This is a genomic window from Pseudomonas sp. NPDC090752, from assembly GCF_055584805.1.
The window spans coordinates 71,807-93,750 of sequence record NZ_JBVJLI010000002.1 but is presented as its reverse complement, the minus strand read 5'-3'; the positions used below and the strand labels follow the sequence as shown (position 1 = coordinate 93,750).

Genomic DNA, 21,944 nt, shown 5'->3' with positions numbered 1-21,944 from the left:
ACCGAACCTCACAAAGTGGATGCGTCGCTTCAGCTGATGGCGACAACGTTTGCTGGTCCGGTGGTCCGGTTTATATACCCTAAAGGCTTATTAAAGGTTTATGAACTAACCTTTTGGAATATATATAGAAGTGGGGATTTGTGTTGGATGTGCCGGCCTCTTCGCGGGGCAAGCCCGCTCCAGGTTCATGTGGGAGCGGGCTTGCCCCGCGAAAGGGCCCGAGAGTCTTACTCAGAAGCGGCGGTGCCCAAAAACTTGCGCAAGAACTGCCGAGTCCGCTCTTCCTTCGGGTTGGCAAACAAGGCCTTGGCCTCGCCCTGCTCGACGATGACTCCCTTGTCGAAGAAGATCACCCGGTTCGCCACATCGCGCGCAAAGCTCATCTCGTGGGTGACGATGATCATGGTGCGCTTCTCCTCGGCCAGGCCGCGGATGGTTGCCAGCACTTCGCCAACCAACTCCGGGTCGAGCGCCGAGGTGGGTTCGTCGAACAGGATTACCTCGGGCTCCATGGCCAATGCCCGGGCGATGGCCACGCGCTGCTGCTGGCCGCCCGACAGGCGCCGGGGGTAGGCGTCTTCCTTGCCCGCCAGGCCAACCTTGGCCAGTAGCTTGCGGCCGAGTTCCATGGCTTGGGCACGTGGCGTCTTCTTGACCACCACCGGCCCTTCGATGACGTTCTCCAACGCGGTGCGGTGGGGGAACAGGTTGAAGCTCTGGAACACGAACCCGGCCTGCTGGCGCAAACGCCGAATCGCGCTTTGCTGGCTGCCGAGCGGGCGGTTGGCATCGATGCTGATGGCGCCGATCTGAATCCGCCCGGCATCGGGCGTTTCCAGCAGGTTGAGGCAGCGAAGGAAGGTGGTCTTACCCGAGCCGCTGGGGCCGATGATGGCCACCACTTCGCCGGGTTGCACGGTCAGGTCGATGCCGTTGAGCACGGTCTGGCCCTTGAACTGCTTGGTCAGGCCTTCTACTACGATCATCTTCAGTGCTCCTGGTCGTGCTGGTTGACCCGCGCTTCCATGCGGTTCTGGAAGTGCGCGAGGATGCTGCAGAGGATCCAGTAGACCACCGCAACCGCCAGGTACATGGTGAACACTTCGAAGGTGCGTGCGGTAATCAGCTGCGCCTGGCGGAACAGTTCGGGCACCTGGATGGTCGCCGCCAGGGCGGTGTCCTTGACCAGTGAGATGAAGCTGTTGCCCAGCGGTGGCAGCGCGGTGCGCAGGGCTTGCGGCAGGATTGCCCGGCGCATGGCCTGGGTCCGGGTCATGCCGATGCTGGCGGCGGCTTCCCACTGGCCACGGTCGATCGAGGAGATCGCCGCCCGCAGGATTTCGCAGATGTACGCGGCCATGTTCAACGACAGGCCGATCAGCGAGGCCGGGATCGGGTCGAGTTCGATACCGATCTGCGGCATGCCGAAGTAGATCACGAACAGCTGCACCAGCAGCGGGGTGCCACGGAAGAACGACACATAGATACGTGCCAGCCAGTCCAGCGGCAGGATCTTCGACAGCCGCATCAGCGCCAGGGCAAAGCCCAGCACCAGGCCGAAGAACATGCCGCCGACACTCAGCAGCACCGTGTAGCCCGCGCCCTTGAGCAGGAAGGGCGCGGAATCGACAACGAGTTGCAGGCTTTCAGCGATCATTTCGTGACATCAGCACCGAAGTATTTTTCGGACAGCTTGGCCAGCGTGCCATCAGCCTTGAGCTTGTCGATCGCCTTGTTCAGGGCAGCCAGCAGCTCAGGTTCGCCTTTGCGCAGGGCCACGCCGCTTTCCAGGCGCGAGAAGGCATCACCGGCAAGCTCGGTGTCCTTGGCTTTTTGCGCGTATTCCAGCGCGGCCAGGCGGTCGATCAGGATGGCGTCGATGCGGCCGTTGCGCAGGTCGGCGAACTTGCTCGGGTCGTCTTCATAGGTGCGCACTTCGGCTTTCGGCACGTCCTGCTTCACCCACTGCTCGTAGTTGGTGCCCAGGCCCACGCCAACCTTCTTGCCGGCCAGGTCTTGCGCCGTCTTGATGTTCAGCTGTTCGGCTTTCTTCTTCAGGATCAGCGCCTGGATGCCGGAAACGGTGTAGGGCTCGGAGAAATCGTACTTCTTTTTGCGTTCCTCGGAGATGGTCACCTGGTTGACCACCACGTCCAGACGCTTGGATTCCAGTGCGGCAAGGATGCCGTCCCATTTGGTCGGCTGGATCTTGGCTTTGACCCCCAGCTCTTTAGCCAGCAGTTCCGACAGTTCTACTTCGAAACCGGCCAGTTTGCCGTTTTCGTCCTGGAAGCTGAACGGTGGATAAGTCCCTTCGAGGCCGACGTTGATCACGCCTTTTTCCTGGATGGTCTTCAACTGCTCGCCGGCAAATGCCTGGCTGAGCAGCCCGGTACCCAGCAGGATAGCCAGACTGGCATTGAGAAGTGGTTTGGCGAATTTCGACATGTCAGGCCCCGCGCTTGTTGTGGAAGTTGTGGGTGGCGACTATAGAATTGGCTTTATAGGCCAGGAAATAATAAAAACTTATGTTCTTATGCTTTTTTTGCTTTTGGCCATGCATAGGCTGCATTGAGGGTAGCGCAGCTTATGCCCGACTTAGCGCAGGATGGAATAAAGCGTTGTTTTTTCCAAGAGCCGGATTTGCCGTAAAGTGGTTTGCAAACTATCTGATAGGCCTGTCAGGAGATTACCGTGAGCGAACACCCCTCATCCGCGCATTGGCAGTTGCACAGCATCGTCAGCGGCCTGCGCAGCGCCCGCGAACAGTGGCGCAGCCGCAATGGCCGCAGCATTGGCGAACAGGGCGGGCGCGAGTTGCCGTCGCGCGAGGCCATGCGGCACATCCTCGAACAACTGTGCGGTGCACTGTTCCCGATGCGCCTGGGCCCGGTTGACTTGCGCGAGGAGAGTGAAGATTTCTACGTCGGCCACACCCTCGATGCCGCGCTGACCGCGCTGCTGGCCCAGGCGCGCCTGGAACTGCGCTACGCCGCGCGGCAGAGCAAGGCCGACCTGGCTGCGGTCGACAGCCAAGCGCTGCGTTTGATCCAGGATTTTGCCGCCGCCTTGCCAGGCCTGCGTGTGTTGCTTGATACCGATGTGCTGGCCGCCTACCACGGTGACCCGGCAGCGCGCAGCGTCGATGAAGTGCTGCTGTGCTACCCGGGGATCCTGGCGATCATCCACCACCGCCTGGCCCATCACCTGTACCAGGCCGGCTTGCCGCTGCTGGCGCGGATCAGTTCGGAGCTGGCGCATTCGGCCACCGGTATCGACATCCACCCAGGTGCGCAGATCGGGCCGAGCTTCTTCATCGATCACGGGACCGGTGTGGTGATCGGCGAGACCGCGATCATTGGCGAGCGTGTGCGCATCTACCAGGCCGTGACCTTGGGCGCCAAGCGCTTCCCGAGCGATGAGTCGGGAACGCTGCACAAGGGCCTGGCGCGGCACCCGATCGTCGAGGATGACGTGGTGATCTACGCGGGGGCGACCATCCTGGGACGGATTACCATCGGCAAAGGTTCGACCATTGGTGGCAATGTATGGCTGACTCGCAGCGTGCCGGCAGAAAGCAACATTACCCAGGCCAATCTACAGTTGGATTGCCAGGACAAGAACTGACCTGAATTTTGTAGGCTTTTCTGATCGTATCGAGGGCAAACCAGCGCCTACGCGGCCTGTAGGGTTTTTGTAGGCGCGGTCTTGCCCGCGGTAGGCCGCGCCGATCAGCACCCCGGGTCGCATCGAATGCCTATCCATGTTTAACTTGAACGCTTGTTCAACGAAAAAACGCTGGTCCGCTGCCGGTGTTCAACAGGAGGATTCCTTTGCTGAACCCGTTCAACCCGAACCTCACGTCCTTCGACGAGGTGCATGAAGCATGAGTGCACCGACCCCTGCCAACAGCACGATCCGCATGAACCCTCCGGTGTTCTACTTCGCGGCAAGTTTCATTCTCATCTTCGGCCTTGTGGTCATTGCCCAACCGCAAGCAGCCGGTCAATGGCTGCTGGCGGCGCAGAACTGGGCGGCCAACACGGTCGGCTGGTACTACATGCTGGCCATGACCCTGTACCTGGTGTTCGTGGTGGTCACCGCCTTGTCCGGCTACGGCAAGATCAAGCTCGGTGCCGACCACGACGAGCCCGAGTTCAGCTACCTGTCGTGGGCCGGCATGCTGTTCGCCGCCGGCATCAGCATCACGCTGTTCTTCTTCTGCGTCTCCGAACCGCTGACCCACATGCTCCAGCCGCCGCAAGGCGAAGCGGGCACGGCCGAGGCCGGGCGCCAGGCGATGCAGATCCTGTTCTTGCACTGGGGCCTGCATGGCTGGGGCGTGTTCGCCTTCGTCGGCATGGCGCTGGCCTATTTCGCCTACCGCCACAACCTGCCGCTGGCGCTGCGTTCGGCGCTTTACCCGCTGATCGGCAAGCGCATCAACGGGCCGATCGGCTATGCGGTGGACGGCTTCGGCATTATCGCCACGGTGTTCGGCCTGGGCGCTGACATGGGTTTCGGTGTGCTGCACCTGAACGCCGGCCTCGACTACCTGTTCGGTATCAGCCATAGCCAGTGGGTGCAGGTCATCCTAATCGCCCTGATGATGGGCGCGGCAGTGGCAGTAGCGGTCGCCGGGGTGGAGAAGGGCGTGCGGGTGATGAGCGACATCAACCTGTTCCTGGCCTGCGCGCTGCTGCTGTTCGTGTTGTTCGCAGGGCCGACCCAGCACCTGTTCAACACCTTGATCCAGAACCTCGGCGATTACCTCGGCGCCTTGCCGCGCAAAAGTTTCGATGTGTACGCCTATGGCGAAAACCGCGACTGGCTGGGTGGCTGGACAGTGTTCTACTGGGCCTGGTGGATTGCCTGGGCGCCGTTCGTGGGGCTGTTCATCGCGCGTATCTCGCGTGGCCGGACCATCCGGGAGTTCGTCTTCGGCGTGCTGCTGATCCCGCTGGGCTTCACCCTGGCGTGGATGTCGATTTTCGGCAACAGCGCGCTGGACCAGGTGATAAACCACGGCATGACCGCCCTCGGCCAATCGGCCTTGGACGATCCGTCGATGAGCCTGTACCTGCTGCTGGAAACCTACCCGTGGAGCAAGACCGTGATCGCGGTGACGGTGTTCATCAGCTTCGTGTTCTTCGTCACCTCGGCCGACTCCGGCACCGTGGTGCTGTCGACCTTGTCGGCCAAGGATGGCGGCGCTGACGAAGACGGCCCGAACTGGCTGCGGATCTTCTGGGGCGCGATGACCGCACTGATCACCAGCAGCCTGCTGTTCGCCGGCAGCATCGATTCGCTCAAGTCCGCCGTGGTGCTGACGTCGCTGCCGTTCTCGTTGATCTTGCTGTGCATGATGTGGGGATTGCACAAGGCGTTCTACCTGGAATCGCAACGGCAGATCGCGCAGATGCATTCGCTGGCACCCTTCGCGCAGTCGCGCCGGGGCCGTGGCGGCTGGCGCCAGCGCCTGAGCCAGGCCGTGCACTTCCCGTCACGCGATGAGGTGTACCGCTTCATGGACGACGTGGTGCGCCCGGCGATTGCCGAGGTGCGCGAGGTGTTCGAGCAGAAGGGCCTGGTGCTGGTGACCCAGGATGACCCGAGCCATGACAACGTCAGCCTGAAGGTCGGCCATGGTGAGGAGCAACCGTTCATCTACCAGGTGCAGATGCGCGGTTACTTCACGCCGTCGTTCGCGTTGGGCGGGCTGGGCACGCAGGAGTTGAAGAACCGTCGCTATTACCGGGCGGAGGTGCACTTGAGCGAGGGCAGCCAGAATTACGACCTGGTGGGCTACAGCAAGGAGCAGATCATCAACGACATTCTCGACCAGTACGAGCGGCATATGCAGTATTTGCATCTGGTCAGGTAGAAGTCTGTGCCGGCCTCTTCGCGGGGCAAGCCCGCTCCCACAATGGTCCTGGCAACACTGATCATTGTGGGAGCGGGCTTGCCCCGCGAAGAGGCAGTGCAGAACACCTCAGAACGGCGCATCCCCAAGAATGGTCGCCCGATGCATCACCCGCCGGTTCGGCCGGTAATCATCCACCGCAAAATGCTGCGTCACCCGGTTGTCCCAGAACGCCACATCATTCTCCTGCCAGCGCCAGCGGACAGTGAACTCCGGCCGCGTCGCATGGGCGAACAGCAGCTTCAGCAGCGCTTCGCTTTCCAGTTCGCTCAATTCGTTGATCCGCGTCGTGAACCCCTCATTGACGAACAGCGCCTTGCGCCCGCTCACCGGGTGGGTGCGCACCACCGGGTGCGACAGCGGAGGGTTGTTGCGCCGGGTCGCTTCCCAGCGTGCGAGGTCGTCCGGTGTGGTGCCAAAGCGTTCCAACGGGAACGACTTGGTGAAGTCGTGGGTGGCAGTCAGGCCGTCGAGCATCGCGCGCAGCGGCGCCGACAGCGCTTCAAGCGCGGCAATGCCACTGGCCCACAGCGTATCGCCGCCATAGGCCGGCAACTGCTTGGCACTGAGCACCGCGCCCAGCGCCGGGGTCGGCAGGAAGGTCACGTCGGTGTGCCACACGGCGTTGTCACGCACGTCGGTCACCGCCGTGTCGAGAATCAGTACCTGCGGGGTGTCCGGCACGTTGGGGTAGATCGGGTGGATGTGCAGGTCGCCGAAGCGCGCGGCGAACCGGGCTTGCTGCTCGGGGTTGATCGGCTGGTCGCGGAAGAACAGCACTTGGTGCTTGAGCAGTGCTTGCTCGATGGCATCGCGCTGTTCGGCGGTAATTTCGCGGCTGATGTCCACGCCGCTGATCTGCGCGCCGAGGGCCGGGCTGAGGGGGGTAACGGTCAGGCTCATGTCTTTTCTCGTCTCAGTGGCTTTGGCCGTGCCAAGGCACCAGCTTGCGTTGCAGGGCGCGCAGGCCCATTTCCAGGGCGAAGGCGATCAGGGCGATCAGCAGGATGCCCAGCACCACCACATCAGTAACCAGGAACTGCGCCGCCGACTGCACCATGAAACCCAGGCCGCTGGTGGCGGCGATCAGCTCGGCGGCGACCAGGGTCGACCAACCGACCCCAAGGCCGATGCGGATGCCGGTGAGGATGTCGGGCAGGGCGCTGGGCAGGATCACGTGGCGGATCAGTTGCACCTTGCTGGCACCCAGCGATTGCGCGGCGCGCAGCTTGGTCGGATCGACCGTGCGCACGCCGGTGGCGGTGGCGATGGCGATCGGGGCGAAGATTGCCAGGTAGATCAGCAGCACCTTGGACAGCTCGCCGATGCCGCACCAGATCACGATCAGCGGCAAATAGGCCAGTGGTGGGATCGGCCGGTAGAACTCGATCAGCGGGTCGAGGATGCCGCGGGCCACGCGGTTGTAGCCGATGGCGATGCCGACCGGGATGGCGGTCAAGGTCGCGGCGACCAGCGCCAGGCCGATGCGGCCCAGGCTCGCGCCCAGGTGCTGCCACAGGCTGGCATCCATGTAGCCCTGGGTCAGCAGGGTCCAGGCCCTGGCGAGGATGTCGCCGGGTGCGGGCAGGAACAGGGGCTCGATCCAACCGGCGGCGGTTACCAGCCACCACACCAGCAACAGGCTGGCCAGGGTCAGCGTGCTGATCCAGCGGGTGGACAGCTGGCGGCGTGCCCTTACCGCGGGCCGGGTTGGGTTGTTTCGCTTGTCGACGACCGGCAGGTCCAGGCTGCTCATGTGCGCTCCTGCAGGCTTTGGCGTTGGGAGAAGACCCGCGCCAGCACATGCTCGCGGGTTTCGATGAAGCGTGGGTCGGACTTGATCGCCCGGGCTGATTCACCTGCGGCGTAGCGCTGGCCGAAGTCCAGCTGCAGGCGCTCGACCACGCGACCGGGGTTGGGTGCCAGCAACACCAGTTCGCTGGCGAGGAACACGGCCTCTTCGATGTCGTGAGTGATCAGGAACACTGGCTTGGCGGTGCGCTGCCAGACCTGCAGCAACAGTTCCTGCATCTGCTCGCGGGTGAACGCATCGAGGGCGCCGAACGGCTCGTCCATCAGCAGTACCCGGGGGTCGGCTGCCAGCGCGCGGGCCAGGCCGACGCGCTGCTTCTGGCCACCGGACAATTGCCAGATGCGCCGTTCGGCAAACCCTTCCAGGTCAACCAGCGCCAACATCTCGCGGGCCTTGGCCTCGCGCTGGGCACGCGCCACGCCGGCCAGCTCCAGGCCGAAGGCGACGTTGCCCAGCACGTTCTGCCAGGGCAGCAGGGCGTCGTCCTGGAACACCACGCCGCGCTCGGCACCAGGGCCTTGCACGGGAACGCCGTCGAGGCTGATGCGCCCGCCGCTGGGGGCGACGAAGCCGGCAATCAGGTTCAGTAGCGAGGTCTTGCCACTGCCGGACGGCCCGAGGGCCACCAGCAGCTGGCGCGGCCCCAGGCTCAGGTTGATGTCGGCCAGCACCGGGGTGCTGGCGCCAGGGTACTGTGCGCTGATGCGCTCCAGTTCAAGCAAGGCCATGACGGGCTCCGAATCAGGTTTTCAGTTAGGCAGGAACTTGGCGCTGACGTACGGCGAATAATCCGGCAGCACCGAATCGACCTTGCCTTGCTGCTTGAGGAAGGTGGCGGTATCGGTCAGGGCCTGGGTGGTCGGCGCGCCCAAGGCGTTGGCCTGGTCGGCGGCCAGGGGGTAGACGTTGCCTTCCAGCAACACCGGGATGTCGCTGGCCTTGGCGCCGGACAGCTTGACCAGCTTGTCGACGTTGGCCTGGTCGGCCAGCCAGGCTTTTGGGTCCTTGCGGTAGTCGGCGTAGGCGTCGAGGGTGACCTTGGCGAAGGCTTTGACCACGTCAGGATGCTTGTCGGCGAAGTCCTTGCGCACGATCCAGGCATCGAAGGTTGGTGCGCCTTTGCTGGCCAGTTCGCCGGAGGTGATCAGTACCTTGCCATTCTCCTTGGCCACGCCCAGGGCCGGGTCCCAGACGTAGGTGGCGTCGATGTCACCGCGCTTCCAGGCGGCGATGATCGCCGGTGGCGCGAGGTTGAGAATTTGCACCTTGGACGGGTCGATGTTCCAGCTCTTCAGCGCGGCCAGCAGGCTGTAGTGTCCGGTGGAAACGAAAGGCACGGCGACCTTCTTGCCGATCAAATCTTGCGGAGTCTTGATGCTGTCGCGGGCTACCAGCGCTTCACCGGCGCCGATCTGTGTGGCGATCAGGAAGGTTTCGACCGGCAGCTTGCGGGTGGCGGCAGCGGCCAGCGGGCTGGAACCGAGGTAACCGATCTGCACGTCGCCGCTGGCCACGGCGGTGATCACGTCGGCGCCGTTATCGAACTTGCGCCAGTCGATGCTGGCCTTGCTGGCTTTTTCGTAGCTGCCATCTACCTGGGCCACCTTGGCCGGGTCGACGGTGGTCTGGTAGGCCACGGTCAGATCGGCAGCCTGGGCAAACCAGCTGGTGCCGGCGAGGGTCAGGGCAGCGAACAGGCGCAGGGGAGCATGCGGGATCATGGTTGAACCTCTCGTCAGGCAATCGATGTGATGGATGGCGAGAAGACTAGATGATCTAAGAAATGCTAAATAAATAACTTTTTAGAATTAGCTTAGGAGCCAAAAGCTTTAAGCCTTGGGGCTTGACGATGCTCAATGGCGAAACGCGGCGAGCCTGCTAGGCTTCATCGGCTTTACAGAACGACGCGGAATAAGGTTATGAGCAAACGTTTGCAAATAACCTAAAGCTATCAAACGGAGGTGCCGATACAGCTTTTGGTAGTAATGGTTCCGACCATATTCCGTAAAAATCTTACAAATTCATAAAACGGTCATTTTGGATTTATAGGATTGTCATTATCCTGTAGCGCAGGTGGCCTTAGACCAAAGTCGTGAAATCTTCGGTAACGATTGACTTACCGGTCACGCTTTGCGACTAAATCGCCAATCCACGGTGAGCGGGGCAAAAGATCCCACCGCCAGAGATACACAAAAATTAGAACGTAGAGGAGCAAAACATGTACAAGTCCAGCCTGGCTCTGGCCGTGGCACTGGGGGTTCTCGCCCAACAAGCAGGCGCTGCCGGTTTCGTAGAAGACAGCAAACTGTCGCTCAGCTCGCGCACCATGTACTTCAACAACGATAACCGTGAAGCGCATGCAAGCGCCTCCACCAACTTCGAGCGCCCTGATCAGCGTGAATCCGGCCAAGGCTTCAAGCTGGATTACATCTCCGGCTTCACCGAAGGCACCGTTGGCTTCGGCGTCGACGCCCAGGCCCTGTGGGGTATCCACCTGGACGGTGGCGAGGGTTACCACAAAGGTGGTTTCTTCCCGGATGACGGCAAAGGTTCCGCAGCTCAGTGGGCTCGCTTCGGCGGCAATGCCAAGGCTCGCTTCTCCAAGACCGAAGCCCACTTCGGTAGCGCCCTGGCTCCTAACCTGCCAATCCTCGTTTCCAACGACGGTCGTCTGCTGCCACAAACCTTCGAAGGTGGCACCATCCAGTCGAAGGAAATCGACAACCTGACCATCAACGCCGGTCAGTTGACCCACGCCATGGGTCGTGCTTCGAGCAACCGCACCGGTCTGTCGGTGGCCGGTTCCAATGCCGAAAGCAACAAGTTCCGCTACGGCGGCCTGGACTACAAGCTCACTCCAGACCTGACCCTGCAGTACTACTACTCGAACCTGGAAGACTTCTACAAACAGCACTTCCTGGGTGCGACCCACGTCTTCAAGATCGCTGACAACCAGTCGTTCAAGACCGACCTGCGCTACTTCGACAGCAGCAGCGACGGTAAAAACGGCAACGACAGCGCTTACAACTTCAACAACAATGGTGGCTACGCCAAGAACACCGGCGAGATCGACAACAAGACCTGGTCCGCCATGTTCACCTATACCCTGGGTGGCCATGCGTTGATGCTCGGTCATCAGCAGATCGGCGACGACGGCGGCTTCGTGTGGCTGAACCAGGGCAACCTGACCAACGACAGCGGCACGTCGGAAGGCGCTGGCGGTTCCAGCTTCTACCTGTTCACCGACAGCATGATCAACCAGTTCGCCCGTGCCGGTGAGAACACCACCTTCGGTCAGTACTCGTATGACTTCGCTGCGCTGGGTGTACCGGGCCTGAAAGCTTCGGTTGCCTACCTGCGTGGTGACGATATCCGTAACAAATCGGGTAATGGCACCTACAACGAGTGGGAACGCGACGCACGCGTCGACTACACCATCCAGGAAGGCACCCTCAAAGGCCTGGGCTTCAGCCTGCGTCAGGGCGTCTACCGTGGTGCAGGCGAAAGCAGCGCCGACCAGGACCAAGCTCGCTTCATCGTGAACTACACTTACAGCTTCCTGTAAGCCGTAGCCATAGAGAAAGCCTCGCCTAGTGCGAGGCTTTTTTGTGTCTGCAATTTTGTATTCCTTACGGTTATAAATAAATCATTATTTATTCTTTTTATTTTTAACCGGATGCAGGCACATTGAACCCCACAAGGCCAGAACACAGCACAGGAGCCGCACCCCATGAGTCTCAAACTCGGCGACATCGCCCCCGACTTCGAACAGGATTCCAGCGCCGGCAAGATCCGCTTCCACGAGTGGCTCGGCAACAGCTGGGGTGTGCTGTTCTCCCACCCGGCGGACTTCACCCCGGTGTGCACCACCGAGCTGGGTCTGACCGCCAAGCTCAAGGACGATTTCGCCAAGCGCGGGGTCAAGGCCATCGCCCTGTCGGTAGACCCGGTCGACTCGCACCACAAGTGGATCGATGACATCAACGAGACCCAGAACACCGTGGTCAACTTCCCGATCATCGCCGACGCCGACCGCAAGGTTTCCGACCTGTATGACCTGATCCACCCGAACGCCAGCGACACCCTGACCGTGCGTTCGCTGTTCGTCATCGACCCGAACAAGAAGGTGCGCCTGACCATCACCTATCCGGCCAGTACCGGGCGCAACTTCAACGAAATTCTGCGGGTGATCGACTCGCTGCAGCTGACCGACAACCACAAGGTCGCCACGCCAGGTAACTGGCAGGACGGTGACGAGGTGGTGATCGTGCCTTCGTTGAAAGACGAGGAAGAGATCAAGCAGCGCTTCCCCAAAGGCTACCGGGCAGTAAAACCGTATCTGCGCCTAACTCCGCAACCCAACCGCTGAAGAATTCTCGTTGCATTGCTCTTAGCCATAGCAGGGATATTCGGGCCGTTTCGACGGCCCTTTTTTATGCGTGCAGATTGTCAGGATGCTTAGGCCTAAAAAGAATAAACAAATGAAAAAATATGATTTCTAGATATATGTAGACACTGGTACTGTCACTCCATCGATCTACACCCAGCATCACCCCACCTTACTAGCCCGTCAACGAGGCAGCAGGTGCAACCCGAACCCCATCGCACAGGAGAGCGCCATGCGCACAGTCTTCTTGCGTCGCGGTCTGGTCGCCCTGTTTGCGGCGGCTGTGTCCTTCGGCGCGATTACCCAAGCTCAGGCCGAAAGCCTGCGTATCGGTTATCAGAAATACGGCACCCTGGTGCTGCTCAAGGCCAAGGGCACGCTGGAGAAGCGCCTGGCCGAGCAGGGCATCCAGGTGCAATGGACCGAATTCCCCGGCGGCCCGCAGCTGCTTGAAGGCCTGAACGTCGGCTCCATCGACTTTGGTGTCACCGGCGAAACCCCGCCCGTGTTCGCCCAGGCAGCTGGCGCAGATCTGCTCTACGTCGCTTACGAGCCGCCTGCGCCACACAGCGAAGCGATCCTTGTGCCGAAAGGCTCGGCGATTCAGTCGGTGAAAGAGCTCAAAGGCAAGAAAGTTGCCCTCAACAAAGGCTCGAACGTCCACTACCTGCTGGTCCGCGCCCTGGAAGACGCGGGCCTGAAGTACAGCGACATCCAGCCAGTCTACCTGCCCCCAGCCGATGCCCGCGCCGCCTTCGAGCGTGGCAGCGTCGATGCCTGGGTGATCTGGGACCCCTACCAGGCTGCCGCCGAGCAGCAGCTGCAGGCGCGCACCCTGCGTGATGGCAAGGACCTGGTCGACAACCACCAGTTCTACCTGGCCACCCGCAACTACGCGACCCAGCACCCGGCAGTGATCAGCACCCTTATCGAAGAAGTGCGCGCCGTGGGCGAATGGTCCCAGGCCCAGCCGCAGCAAGTCACCGACCAGGTCGCGCCGCTGCTCGGCCTGCCGGCCGACATCACCCTCACTGCGGTCAAGCGCCAAGGCTACGGTGCCGCGCCGCTGACCCCCGAGGTCGTGGCCGCACAGCAGAAAATCGCCGACACCTTCCAGGCGCTCAAGTTGATCCCCAAGCCGCTGAGCATCAAGGATGTGATCTGGACACCCCCGGCCAAGGTCGCTAGCGCGCCTTGATTGATATGCCTGTGCCGGGGCGCCGCGTGGCCCCCGCCACCCTTGAGGAGACAACTCCAATGAGCCTTAACATTTTCTGGTTCCTCCCCACCCACGGTGACGGCAAGTACCTGGGCACCTCCGACGGCGCCCGTGCGGTTGACCATGGCTACCTGCAACAGATCGCCCAGGCCGCCGACCGCCTTGGCTTCGGTGGGGTGTTGATCCCGACCGGGCGTTCCTGCGAGGACTCCTGGCTGGTGGCAGCGTCGCTGATTCCGGTGACCCAGCACCTGAAATTCCTCGTCGCCCTGCGTCCGGGCATCATTTCGCCGACCGTGGCGGCCCGCCAGGCAGCAACACTGGATCGCCTGTCCAACGGCCGGGCGCTGTTCAACTTGGTGACCGGCGGCGACCCGGACGAGCTGGCCGGTGACGGCCTGCACCTGAATCACCAGGAACGCTACGAAGCCTCGGTCGAGTTCACCCGTATCTGGCGCAAGGTGCTGGAAGGGGAAAATGTCGACTACGACGGCAAGCACATCCAGGTGAAGGGCGCCAAGCTGCTCTACCCACCGATTCAGCAACCTCGCCCACCGCTGTATTTCGGGGGGTCGTCCGAAGCGGCACAAGACCTGGCGGCCGAGCAGGTCGAGCTGTACCTGACTTGGGGCGAGCCACCGGCGGCCGTTGCCGAGAAGATCGCCCAAGTGCGCGAAAAAGCTGCCGCTCAAGGCCGCGAAGTGCGCTTCGGCATCCGCTTGCACGTGATCGTGCGGGAAACCAACGAAGAAGCCTGGGCCGCTGCCGATCGCCTGATTTCGCACCTGGACGATGAGACGATCGCCCGTGCCCAGGCATCCTTGGCACGCTTTGACTCGGTGGGCCAGCAGCGCATGGCTGCCCTGCACGGCGGCAACCGCGACAACCTGGAAGTCAGCCCCAACCTGTGGGCGGGCGTCGGCCTGGTCCGTGGTGGTGCCGGTACTGCACTGGTCGGCGATGGCCCGACGGTTGCGGCGCGGGTCAAGGAATATGCCGAACTAGGCATCGATACCTTCATCTTCTCGGGTTATCCACACCTGGAAGAGTCCTACCGTGTGGCCGAACTGCTGTTCCCGCACCTGGATGTGCAGCGCCCGGAGCAACCGAAAACGGGCGGCTACGTGAGCCCATTCGGCGAGATGGTGGCCAACGACATCCTGCCCAAGTCCGTGTCGCAGAGCTGAGGGGCTGGCCATGAGTCGTGCAACTTCCTCCACCCTGACCCAGCGCCTGGCGCCGTGGGCGCTGCCGGTACTGCTGCTGGCAGTCTGGCAGTTGGCGGTCAGCGCGGGCTGGCTGTCGACGCGCATCCTGCCGGCACCGAGTGCGGTGGTCAGCGCCGGTGTCGAGCTGGTGCGCAGCGGCGAAATCTGGACCCACCTGGCCATCAGTGGTTGGCGTGCCGGGCTGGGCTTCGTGATCGGCGGCAGTATCGGCCTGGTGCTGGGCTTCATCACTGGCCTGTCGAACTGGGGCGAACGCCTGCTCGACAGCTCGGTGCAGATGATCCGTAACGTGCCGCACCTGGCGTTGATTCCGCTGGTGATCCTGTGGTTCGGCATCGACGAGTCGGCGAAGATTTTCCTGGTCGCGCTGGGGACGTTGTTCCCGATCTACCTGAACACTTACCACGGCATCCGCAACGTTGACCCAGCGCTGGTGGAAATGGCGCGCAGCTATGGCCTGTCCGGCTTTGGCCTGTTCCGTCAGGTGATCCTGCCGGGTGCGCTGCCGTCGATCCTGGTCGGCGTGCGCTTCGCCCTGGGCTTCATGTGGCTGACGCTGATCGTCGCCGAGACCATTTCCGCCAACGCCGGCATCGGCTACCTGGCAATGAATGCCCGTGAGTTCCTGCAGACCGACGTGGTGGTCTTGGCCATCGTCCTGTACGCCGTGCTCGGCAAGCTCGCCGACCTCGCCGCTCGCGGCCTGGAACGTGTGTGGCTGCGCTGGCACCCGGCCTATCAGGTTGCCAGGAAGGAGGGCGCATGACCGTGCTCAAAGAACAGCCGCCACGCCTGCTGCGTGGCATCCCGCTGGCCGCCAACGGCCTGCGCAAGACCTTTGGCCAGCGCGAAGTGCTGAAGGGTATCGACCTGCACATCCCGGCCGGCCAGTTCGTCGCCATCGTCGGGCGTAGCGGCTGCGGCAAGAGCACCTTGCTGCGCTTGCTGGCCGGGCTCGACAGGCCCAGCGCCGGTGAGCTGCTGGCCGGTGCCGCGCCGTTGGCCGAGGCCCGTGAAGAAACCCGCCTGATGTTCCAGGACGCACGCTTGCTGCCCTGGAAGAAGGTGATCGACAACGTCGGCCTGGGTCTGAGCGGTGACTGGCGTCAACGTGCACTGGATGCGCTGGAGGCGGTCGGCCTGGCGGACCGCGCCCATGAATGGCCGGCGGCTTTGTCCGGCGGCCAGAAACAGCGTGTGGCCCTGGCCCGTGCGCTGATCCACCAGCCACGTCTGCTGTTGCTGGACGAGCCGCTGGGTGCATTGGACGCCTTGACGCGTATCGAGATGCAGCAGCTGATCGAACGCCTGTGGCGTCAGCATGGCTTCACCGTGCTGTTGGTCACCCATGACGTCAGCGAGGCGGTGGCCGTGGCTGACCGGGTGATCCTGATCGAGGACGGCGAGGTTGGCCTCGACCTCAGCGTCGACCTGGCAAGGCCCAGGGCGCGTGGTTCGCACCGCCTGGCTGCGTTGGAAAGCGAAGTGCTCAACCGTGTGCTGTCGGCCCCGGGCACTGCGCCCGAGCCGGATCCTGTAGCCCCTTTGCCCACGCAACTGCGGTGGGCGCACTGAATGACTCACTCACCAGACTGAAGCCAACGAGAAGGAATCAAATCATGACTATCAAAGCCATCAACGTCCGCAACCAGTTCAAAGGCACCGTGAAAGAAATCCTCGAAGGCCCTGTGCTGTCGGAAATCGACGTGCAGACCGCTTCCGGTATCGTCACCTCCGTGATCACTACCCGCTCGGTGAAAGAGCTGGAATTGCAGGTGGGCAGCGAGGTAATTGCTTTCGTGAAGTCGACCGAAGTGTCCATCGCCAAGCTGTGAGGGACGGGCCCCGGGGTACTGCGCCCCGGGGCGTCGTCGTTTCAGCTGCTGGCTGGACGCAAGCCAGCGAAATGCTGGGTAGCTTGCGCTTCGTTCACCGGCCCGCGCCAGGCTCCGGCTTTCTGGTTGCGCTCACTGGCCAGTTTGATATGCCCAGCCTCGAGGCGGGGAAAGCCGGTGCTGGGTTTTTTCTTGAAATGGAAATGCGCATACCAGAGCGCTTCGCCGGTCTTGGCGTCGTCAATGCGGTACTCCTCCAAATACTCCCGCGGCTGGCCTCGATTGTCTTTCATCGGCTCCAGTTCGCGTGACCAGCGCACCTCGATTTCGCCCTGTTCCTTGAGGTATTCCAGATGCGCGATGCTGGGTTGCTGTCCGACCTTGGTCTGCTCGATACGCAAGGTGCGGCCCAGGGTGTCCAGTTGCTCTGCGCCCTGCTGCAGACGTTGCACCAGGGCGCGTTGCGCGTCAGTGATGTGCTCACCGGCCTTGCGGGTCAGGTCGCCGGCAATGTCGCGCAGTGATGCGCCATGGCCTTCGGCGAGGTCTTGCAGGTCCCTGGGCAGCATGTTCAGGGTCTTGTAGCGGTGCAGGTCGGCGGTTTGCTGGGTGATCCTGGCCAGGCGGCCAGTGGCCGTCAGCTCCAATACTTGCATGCTGGCCGTGGGGGGGGCCAGCGGGCCTTGAACCCTGTGCCACAGGCCATCGGCGCCAGGGGTGAAGGTGACATGGGGCACGTTGTCCACAGGTTGGCTGATTTGTAGGCGGCGCTGGCCTTCGACACTGACTTCGCGGCCAATCAGCAGCTGTTGGTCTACAGTCTCGAACAGCCTTGGTTTGCTGGCTCCCTGGTGGCTGCGCGGTTTCGATCTGCTGATCGGGACAGTGGCGGCGAGGCGGGTGTCGACTTCTGCCGTCAGTTCGGCCATGGCCTGTTCAGCGCGCTGGATCGCAGGGCTCGAGACGTAGTCGGGGAAATCATCCCGCCACCTGCGCAGGTGCGCCTGGAACCGCTGGTAGCGCGTCTTGAGCTGGGTCAGCATACGGTGTTCATCGCGCCGGCTGAGCAGGGCCAGGCGCATCTCGCCTTGGCTGAACAAGGTGCTGCGCACATCGACGATTTCGCGGTTGATGGTGCGCAAGAACAGAACGAACTCGTAGTCGATTGAACTGCGGGGGTTGATGATGCCGCCAATCCGCGTCGACATCTCCATCAGGCGGTAGTCCAGCGGTTCCAGGTGCATGTCCAGGCCGTGCACCTGTCGGTCGTAATTGGTAAGGTCGGCGCCTTTCAACTGACTACGGATACGCTCGTGCCGATGCAGGTCGGCTTCAAAGTGGTGCAGCGATTCGGCAAGCTCGCCGTAGACGTTATGAATCTTTCTGAGGTGGTCGAACACCTCGCCCTGGCTCAGGCCGTCGGTTGCCTGTTGCAGTTGATGGCTGCGGCGCAAGCGATTCTGCAGACGCGCATGATGCAACTTCATCAACAGGATGTTCTGTTTGCTCAGGTCCAGAGCCAGATCGCGCTGGAACGCGACGTAGTCGCTGTGCTTGAAGTCTGGCCGCAGCCCGTGCAAGCGTTTCAGGCTTTGCTCGCCGAATGCCACGTAGGCCTGAACGTGCTCGGTCGCCATCTGCTGGGCCTGGGCTATGACCTGTTCGGAGGCGACGGCACCCGTTGGGCCGTTGGGGCCCACACCGCGTGCCTGGTTGTAGGCCTCGACGTGGGCCTTTGTCTGGACCCGGTGTTTGTGCTGGGTATCAACGATATCTTGTAATACCTGCCGTGGCGAAAGCATTGCCGGCTGGCGCCTCAGCACTTCACGCGCCGCTGCCCAGCCTCGGTTGTACAGCGCACTCAGCTGGGCGCCACCGCCTGCCAGGCCACCCTCTATCAACTGGCCAGTGAGCCTGCCATGGACTTCCCAGCTGCCCTGGGCGTTGCGCTTGACCGGTTGTTTGTAGGTAGTGGCATCGTTCCCTGCCAAGCGCCAGGTGCGGTAGGTGTCATCCCAGTCGACCGGATAATAACGGCCATGGCGGGTGATGTAATCGACGCCGGTTTCGCTATGCCGATGTACGCCGATGCCATGCGGTGAGGGATGGTCTGACCAACGCCCTGCGGGAACATCGCTTTCATAGCCACTGAAAGGATTGGCGTTGCGCTGCGGATTCAGGCGCAACGAGCGGGGTACGGCCAGGCGCTGGCGCCGCTGAGTCGCCAGGCGCGCAATGCTGGAAGGGTTGTTGAACAACGCCAGTGGGGTCAGGTCCAGCAGGGCTTCGGTCAGGCATACGAACACGCTGTTGAGGAACTCGACACCGGCCTCTGGATCGCCGCGCAAGAACGCTTCAACGCTGGCGGTCGCGAAGTGCCAGCCGTCATACAGGCCAATGGCGGTGCCGACCAGCGGGATAAATCCAAGGGCCATCTTGAGATAGTCATAGACGTGGCCGTGGCGCACCGCTTCGGTTTCCAGGTACAGGTCGACCTGGCTTCGCGAGGTGGTACGGTTCGTGAGTACCAAGCGGCCCATTTGCAGGTTGGCCAGCAAGCTCGGCAGGGCCTCGGGGCGGGTAATTCCAAGGCCGATGAAGCCTGAGAAATTCTTGATCAGCGCCGTCTTGATGTAGCTGTGGTGTGCGGCTTCGTTGCCGCCGATCGGCAGTTTCGCGAGGTAGCTGTGCATGGCGTCGTCCACGGCCATGTCAGCCAATGCCTGGCATGCTTGGGTCGTATCCTCGTACTGGCTGACGATCTGGTTGTTGGGGGCCTCCGGTAGTAATAGCAAAGCCGGCCCGCTGGCCGCCTTGAGCACGAAGATGCCGCTCAGGGTGGTCGCCTGGGATGAGCCGTCGGCGGCAACTCCAGGTTTGAGTTCCAGCGTGTGGTAGTCGACGGTACGCACAGCGGTGGCCGTCAGTTGTTCCTGGACGAAGCGTTCGAGCAGTTGTTGGCCAGTTGCGTCCAACCCCGGGTGACGGCTGGCGGCTATGATCTCGAGTTGCCGAGCGAAGGGCGCGCGCAGGGTTTCCCGGCGCAGTTCGGCCTGCCAGCGCGTCTCGCCGGTTTTTCCCTGGAATGCTTCCAGGATCATCCGCTCGTAGGCGCCGGCAATATCCAGCTGCTTGACCAGGTTGGCGATGTAGGTGTGGGTGACACCCAGGCGCAGCGCTTGATCGGCGCTGCCGCCTTCGAAGTGGATGGTGGCATTGCCCAGGCGCAGGGTCAGGTCGTCATCAAGCGCCCATGGCAGCAAATGCTCCAGTGCAACATCGCTGCGTTCCTGGCTGAACACCTTGACCTGCTTGTAGGCATTCGCCTGGCCAGACTCGGCAAGCGAGACCCGCTGCTCGAACACCCTGTCGGCCATGTTCAAGGTGATGGCAGGGATCGAGCCGGGCGTGAAATCTTCGCGCAGGCGCTGCTCCAGCCTGGCGACGGCGAACTGGCCGCGCTCCGGCAGGTCTCTGTCCAGCAAGCGAGCGTTGGCCAGCATGGCCTTGCGCAGTGCGTCGACCTGTTCTGCCAGGCGCGTGCGCTGGGCCAGATCCAGGTGCCGCAGGGGGTGCAGCCGCTCCAGCAAGTTGGCGGTGCGGTTACGTTCGGCATGCCGAGCGAAGGCTTGCAACCTGGCCTGGTTGACACTGATGCGCAGTCGCCTGCTGGCCGCTTCTCGGGGCACCGGCGCGTTGTTGTCGGGGAGCGCAAGGCTGGCTATCACGGTTTGCGTGCAGTAGTCGAAGAGGTGCGAGTCGATGGGCTTGAAGGTGATGGAAGGTACCTCGTTGGTGTCGTCCAGCGCCGTGAGCAGGGCCTGTATCTCCTGTGGCCAGATGCTTTCCAGCAGCGTTTCAGGGAAGCAACCCTCGAGTGTGTCGAGCAGGCGCTTAGTGAGCTGGGCCGCGTCTTCGAAGGCCATGAGGCCGCCGTTGTTACCAACTTTGTAGAGCAGCAGCGAGGTGTCTTGCGGGTTGCTGTCATGCACGGTGAGAAGACCGCTCAGATGCCACGATCGCGCGCCGATCACCAGATATAACGCGCAAGGATGAACGTGGCGCTGCAGACTGGGTTCGGGCATTTCGCAGATCTGTTCGACCCAGTTCAGGTGGGTGGCCGACAGCTCGCCCAACAGGTTTTGCAGGTTGCCTTCAAGCCGCAGTGCCTGGCTGAAGCCTGCGCTCAACTGATCGAAACGGCCAGTTTCGCCATAGCGCTCTGCCCATGCAGAGTGGCTGACATCGGCTGGCAGGTCCTCGAGCAGCTGTTGCTGTTGCAACTGCACGGCTTGCAGCGGGCTCTGGAGCGCCCGCAATGCGGCCATTGGCGCCGACTCGGGGGCTAGGTCGCTGCCCAGGTAGCGGGCAAGCAGGTCTTCCTGGCGTTCGATGCGCTGCTGGCGCCAGCCGCTGGGCAAGCTATCCGGCAGGCTGTCAAAATGCAGCTCCTGCGCGGCCAGCGCCGTATCTTCGGCAACTTGCGTATCGATCAGTTGGCGAAGACTGGCCGGCAACACTAGCACCGGCTGGAGGTAGCGGGTCTGCTCCCAGGCCTCGACGTCGCTCCACGGCAACGGATCGGTCGCGTTCAGTTGTGCGGCCTGGCGCACGTGATGCAGGGTCAGCCGCAGATTTTCATGCTGTATCTGTAGTGCAAGCCGGGTGAAACCGTCCTCGCTCAGGGGCGTGACGGTAATCGCCTGATCATCACTGTCCGCCTCCAGCGCAACGCTTGGCTGAGGCCAGAGCAGTTGGCGATGCTCGTGGATCCAGGCCTGCAACGCCAGTTGATGCTGGAAGCTGCGCACCGGCTGATTGGCATCCGGGCGATACAGCAGCCATTGGCTCTGCCCTGCGCGTGGTACAAACAGCAGGGCTGAAGCACACGTCTGGTGAGTACCGTCGGCATGCCGCCATTGCACCAGGGCGTGGCCTTGCGCTGCCGGCGAGCGCCCCTGCGCCCAGGCCTTGGCGCCAATTTTGTTCAGGCCGAAAGCAAGGTCCTGGCTTGCCAGAAAATGCGCACGTAACTGGTACACCAGGTGAGCCTGACGCGAGTCGGCCGTACCGACTTTGCGCGATGCCCAGTAATCTGCCTGTGCACGCTCCAGCGTATTCGTCACCATTGGGGTGAGTGCCGCAATCCATTCGCCACCGGTCCAGGCGTCTCGTCCGGATGGCGAGGCAAGGCCCCAGGTTCGCCAGCTGGCGAACGCCTGGACAGCCGTCGGGTCCGCGTAAACCCGTGCAGCAAGCGTGAGCAGTGTTACTTGGCTGTGGCCGTTCTGCAGGCCGCAGGCGCTGGGGTCCAAGTTCAGCATTTTGCTCAACGTGTCGTGCAACGTGGCGCGCAGCATCGGGGCTTGTTTGCTGAGCGCATGCAAGGCACTCGCGGCGTCCTGCCGACGCTGATCCGCGTCCAGCAACGCATCGCTGCGCGCTGCGAACTGAAGGTGGCCGCCGTCTGGCAGCGTGGTTAGCGGAGTGTCGCTGGCGTCGAGGTAGGCACTGTCGTCAAGGGGGGCGTCGGGCATG

The 21,944-nt window shown here is 62.4% G+C and carries 17 protein-coding genes; 9 read left to right on the top strand and 8 right to left on the bottom strand.

Features of this window, described 5'->3' with window-relative positions; genetic code table 11:
• Nucleotides 1–227 precede the first annotated feature (227 nt).
• The 3 genes from tcyN to tcyJ are packed head-to-tail and all read right to left on the bottom strand — an operon-like array spanning nt 228 to nt 2,448.
• Entirely contained in the window at nt 228–986 is a 759-nt protein-coding gene (gene tcyN / locus ACZ6YA_RS03430) for an L-cystine ABC transporter ATP-binding protein TcyN (RefSeq protein WP_465895463.1), read from the bottom strand.
• Nucleotides 987–988: 2 nt separating this feature from the next.
• The gene (gene tcyL, locus ACZ6YA_RS03425) at nt 989–1,657 is read right to left on the bottom strand and encodes a cystine ABC transporter permease (protein WP_012316742.1); all 669 of its coding nucleotides are present in this window, start codon (nt 1,655–1,657) and stop codon (nt 989–991) included.
• The gene (gene tcyJ / locus ACZ6YA_RS03420) at nt 1,654–2,448 is read right to left on the bottom strand and encodes a cystine ABC transporter substrate-binding protein (protein ID WP_465895462.1); all 795 of its coding nucleotides are present in this window, start codon (nt 2,446–2,448) and stop codon (nt 1,654–1,656) included. Before tcyJ ends, tcyL begins: the two co-directional genes overlap by 4 nt.
• A 246-nt stretch (nt 2,449–2,694) precedes the next feature.
• On the opposite strand from tcyJ, the gene epsC reads away from it, so the two are divergent.
• Nucleotides 2,695–3,627, top strand: a complete 933-nt coding sequence (gene epsC / locus ACZ6YA_RS03415; protein ID WP_465895460.1) for a serine O-acetyltransferase EpsC — start codon at nt 2,695–2,697, stop codon at nt 3,625–3,627.
• Between the two features lie 295 nt (nt 3,628–3,922).
• The gene (gene betT, locus ACZ6YA_RS03410) at nt 3,923–5,884 is read left to right on the top strand and encodes a choline transporter BetT (protein WP_465895923.1); all 1,962 of its coding nucleotides are present in this window, start codon (nt 3,923–3,925) and stop codon (nt 5,882–5,884) included.
• Nucleotides 5,885–5,992: 108 nt separating this feature from the next.
• Here betT and tauD read toward each other — a convergent pair whose 3' ends face one another.
• Genes tauD through tauA form a run of 4 tightly spaced genes read right to left on the bottom strand, consistent with a single transcriptional unit; the run spans nt 5,993 to nt 9,457 of the window.
• The gene (gene tauD, locus ACZ6YA_RS03405; RefSeq protein ID WP_465895459.1) at nt 5,993–6,826 is read right to left on the bottom strand and encodes a taurine dioxygenase; all 834 of its coding nucleotides are present in this window, start codon (nt 6,824–6,826) and stop codon (nt 5,993–5,995) included.
• A 13-nt stretch (nt 6,827–6,839) separates the two neighbouring features.
• On the bottom strand, nt 6,840–7,679 hold the full coding sequence (tauC, locus tag ACZ6YA_RS03400; protein WP_465895457.1) for a taurine ABC transporter permease TauC: 840 nt from the start codon (nt 7,677–7,679) through the stop codon (nt 6,840–6,842).
• Nucleotides 7,676–8,464 (bottom strand): taurine ABC transporter ATP-binding subunit, encoded by a 789-nt coding sequence (tauB, locus tag ACZ6YA_RS03395; protein WP_465895456.1) that lies wholly within the window; start codon nt 8,462–8,464, stop codon nt 7,676–7,678. The genes tauC and tauB overlap by 4 nt, the downstream gene beginning before the upstream one ends.
• Nucleotides 8,465–8,485: 21 nt before the next feature.
• Entirely contained in the window at nt 8,486–9,457 is a 972-nt protein-coding gene (gene tauA, locus ACZ6YA_RS03390; RefSeq protein ID WP_465895454.1) for a taurine ABC transporter substrate-binding protein, read from the bottom strand.
• Between the two features lie 497 nt (nt 9,458–9,954).
• Between tauA and ACZ6YA_RS03385 the strand changes: the two genes are divergently transcribed.
• The 7 genes from ACZ6YA_RS03385 (at nt 9,955) to ACZ6YA_RS03355 (ending at nt 16,406) form a co-directional block, all read left to right on the top strand.
• Nucleotides 9,955–11,301, top strand: a complete 1,347-nt coding sequence (locus ACZ6YA_RS03385) for an OprD family outer membrane porin (protein WP_465895453.1) — start codon at nt 9,955–9,957, stop codon at nt 11,299–11,301.
• A gap of 165 nt (nt 11,302–11,466) precedes the next feature.
• Entirely contained in the window at nt 11,467–12,105 is a 639-nt protein-coding gene (locus ACZ6YA_RS03380) for a peroxiredoxin (RefSeq protein WP_400801312.1), read from the top strand.
• A gap of 250 nt (nt 12,106–12,355) precedes the next feature.
• Nucleotides 12,356–13,321, top strand: coding sequence for a sulfonate ABC transporter substrate-binding protein (locus tag ACZ6YA_RS03375; RefSeq protein ID WP_465895451.1), 966 nt, complete (start codon nt 12,356–12,358; stop codon nt 13,319–13,321).
• Between the two features lie 59 nt (nt 13,322–13,380).
• Complete coding sequence (gene ssuD, locus ACZ6YA_RS03370; protein WP_465895448.1) at nt 13,381–14,529, top strand: FMNH2-dependent alkanesulfonate monooxygenase; 1,149 nt, start codon at nt 13,381–13,383, stop codon at nt 14,527–14,529.
• A 10-nt stretch (nt 14,530–14,539) separates the two neighbouring features.
• Complete coding sequence (gene ssuC / locus ACZ6YA_RS03365) at nt 14,540–15,337, top strand: aliphatic sulfonate ABC transporter permease SsuC (RefSeq protein ID WP_119687941.1); 798 nt, start codon at nt 14,540–14,542, stop codon at nt 15,335–15,337.
• Nucleotides 15,334–16,146, top strand: coding sequence for an aliphatic sulfonates ABC transporter ATP-binding protein (gene ssuB / locus ACZ6YA_RS03360; RefSeq protein ID WP_465895446.1), 813 nt, complete (start codon nt 15,334–15,336; stop codon nt 16,144–16,146). Before ssuC ends, ssuB begins: the two co-directional genes overlap by 4 nt.
• Nucleotides 16,147–16,190: 44 nt before the next feature.
• Nucleotides 16,191–16,406 carry a TOBE domain-containing protein gene (locus ACZ6YA_RS03355; RefSeq protein ID WP_008095172.1) on the top strand — a complete coding sequence of 72 codons (216 nt, stop codon included), beginning with the start codon at nt 16,191–16,193 and terminating at the stop codon, nt 16,404–16,406.
• A gap of 41 nt (nt 16,407–16,447) precedes the next feature.
• Here ACZ6YA_RS03355 and ACZ6YA_RS03350 read toward each other — a convergent pair whose 3' ends face one another.
• A complete protein-coding gene (locus tag ACZ6YA_RS03350) occupies nt 16,448–21,943 on the bottom strand; it encodes a hypothetical protein (protein ID WP_465895443.1) in 5,496 nt (1,831 codons plus the stop codon).
• Nucleotide 21,944: the final 1 nt, after the last annotated feature.

Bases quoted from the DNA above. Each gene is read 5' to 3' on its own strand.
- ssuD (WP_465895448.1), top strand. From the start codon at position 13,381: ATGAGCCTTAACATTTTCTGGTTCCTCCCCACCCACGGTGACGGCAAG.
- ACZ6YA_RS03350 (WP_465895443.1), bottom strand. From the start codon at position 21,943: ATGCCCGACGCCCCCCTTGACGACAGTGCCTACCTCGACGCCAGCGAC.
- ACZ6YA_RS03385 (WP_465895453.1), top strand. From the start codon at position 9,955: ATGTACAAGTCCAGCCTGGCTCTGGCCGTGGCACTGGGGGTTCTCGCC.
- tcyL (WP_012316742.1), bottom strand. From the start codon at position 1,657: ATGATCGCTGAAAGCCTGCAACTCGTTGTCGATTCCGCGCCCTTCCTG.
- tauD (WP_465895459.1), bottom strand. From the start codon at position 6,826: ATGAGCCTGACCGTTACCCCCCTCAGCCCGGCCCTCGGCGCGCAGATC.
- ssuC (WP_119687941.1), top strand. From the start codon at position 14,540: ATGAGTCGTGCAACTTCCTCCACCCTGACCCAGCGCCTGGCGCCGTGG.
- ACZ6YA_RS03355 (WP_008095172.1), top strand. From the start codon at position 16,191: ATGACTATCAAAGCCATCAACGTCCGCAACCAGTTCAAAGGCACCGTG.
- ssuB (WP_465895446.1), top strand. From the start codon at position 15,334: ATGACCGTGCTCAAAGAACAGCCGCCACGCCTGCTGCGTGGCATCCCG.
- ACZ6YA_RS03380 (WP_400801312.1), top strand. From the start codon at position 11,467: ATGAGTCTCAAACTCGGCGACATCGCCCCCGACTTCGAACAGGATTCC.
- ACZ6YA_RS03375 (WP_465895451.1), top strand. From the start codon at position 12,356: ATGCGCACAGTCTTCTTGCGTCGCGGTCTGGTCGCCCTGTTTGCGGCG.
- tcyN (WP_465895463.1), bottom strand. From the start codon at position 986: ATGATCGTAGTAGAAGGCCTGACCAAGCAGTTCAAGGGCCAGACCGTG.
- tauC (WP_465895457.1), bottom strand. From the start codon at position 7,679: ATGAGCAGCCTGGACCTGCCGGTCGTCGACAAGCGAAACAACCCAACC.
- tauB (WP_465895456.1), bottom strand. From the start codon at position 8,464: ATGGCCTTGCTTGAACTGGAGCGCATCAGCGCACAGTACCCTGGCGCC.
- tauA (WP_465895454.1), bottom strand. From the start codon at position 9,457: ATGATCCCGCATGCTCCCCTGCGCCTGTTCGCTGCCCTGACCCTCGCC.
- betT (WP_465895923.1), top strand. From the start codon at position 3,923: ATGAACCCTCCGGTGTTCTACTTCGCGGCAAGTTTCATTCTCATCTTC.
- tcyJ (WP_465895462.1), bottom strand. From the start codon at position 2,448: ATGTCGAAATTCGCCAAACCACTTCTCAATGCCAGTCTGGCTATCCTG.